This window comes from Bacillus sp. P4_D3 (genome assembly GCF_056401855.1).
Map to the genome: position 1 here is coordinate 1 of NZ_JBFUIN010000750.1, position 1,454 is coordinate 1,454.

The 1,454-nt window shown below is 33.3% G+C and carries 2 protein-coding genes; both read left to right on the forward strand.

Annotation, left to right across the window (positions count from 1 at the left end; translation table 11 throughout):
• A partial coding sequence (locus tag AC1DTM_RS26295) for a DUF2785 domain-containing protein (RefSeq protein WP_477001263.1) occupies positions 1-647 on the forward strand: 647 nt, incomplete at its 5' end.
• A gap of 106 nt (positions 648-753) precedes the next feature.
• The coding region (locus tag AC1DTM_RS26300; RefSeq protein WP_477001264.1) for an alpha/beta fold hydrolase at positions 754-1,454 on the forward strand (701 nt) is incomplete at its 3' end.

Sequence of the window (1,454 nt, forward strand, 5' to 3'; positions counted from 1 at the left end):
ATGATGTGTTTAGACAAAAAGAATTACGAGGATTAATGTTACAAGCAATTAGTCCTGATTATTTATTTTATAGAATTGGTGAAAAGGGAACAGACTCTGTTTTTAAACGTGCGTTCTCCGTATTAATTCCATCACTTATTTTATCTGTTCATGAAAGAGAACCGCTGTTATCTGAAGAACAACTGTACAGTGTGGCAGAACAAGTGCTGGAATATGTATATTTAGAAGAAGATGTAAGGGGTTACGTAGAAGGAAAAGGCTGGGCACACTCAACAGCACATGCAGCAGATGCACTAGATGCTTTAGCACGTACAATACGAAATCGTGAGTTTTCATATGCAATACTAGCTGCTGTTCGTCAAAAGGTTCGTATGAATGACTACGTATACATACACTTTGAGGATGAGAGATTAGTAACGCCAATTATGTCATTACGTAACCAAAATCTTTTAACTGAAGAGGAGTGGAGCAATTGGCTACATAGTATAGCGATTGTTGAAGACATTCCGCATCCCCAGCATGATATTTTAGTACAAAATATTAGAGCTTTCTTAAGAAGTTTATATTTCAGAGTTTTAGAGACAGAGGGTAGTACGGCCTTTACAGATGATATATTGGAGACTTTGAAGAAATTGCGTAGGTATTAAAAATCGTCCATACTTAGAAACAAAGAGAAAATATTAATTTTGGAAAATTTATTAGAAATTTATTTTTACATTGTACCCTTTCAGTATAGGCTGAAAGGGGTGTCATATGAAAAAATTATTGAAGATAGTAAAAATTATATTTTTTGTGTGTAGTAGCATTATGTTTCTTGGAACAGGCGCTGTATTTATATATCATAACTATCAATTAAGAATGGAATCGAAATTAATAAATAATGAAGGTGAATTTGTTAATTTCAATAATAAAAAAGTGAATGTTTATAATGAGGGGAGCGGGGAGGATACGTTTGTATTTATGGCCGGATCTGGAATTGCCGCTCCTGTTTATGAATTGAAAGGCTTATATAGTAAATTTTCGAAAGAAAACAAGATTTCTGTAATTGAGAGAGCTGGTTATGGATACAGTGATGTTTTTCAAGATGATAGAGATATTGATACGATACTAGAACAAACGAGAGAAGCACTTATTCAAAGTGGAAATAAACCACCATACATTTTAGTACCACACTCTCTATCGGGAATAGAGGCTATTTATTGGGCACAAAAATATCCAAGTGAAGTAAAAGGGGTTATTGCGTTAGATATTGGTTTACCTAAACAGTACGTAACTCATAAAATAGGCATGGTTGATTCATTAAAAATAAAAGGGATGAATATTTTAACGAAAATTGGTTTTCAGAGATTAGTTCCCGCTATTACTTATAATCCCGAAGTCATTAGACAATCCTTTTTAAACGAACAGGAAAAAGATATTTATAAAGCGCTTACATATAAGAGGGCTTTTAATGA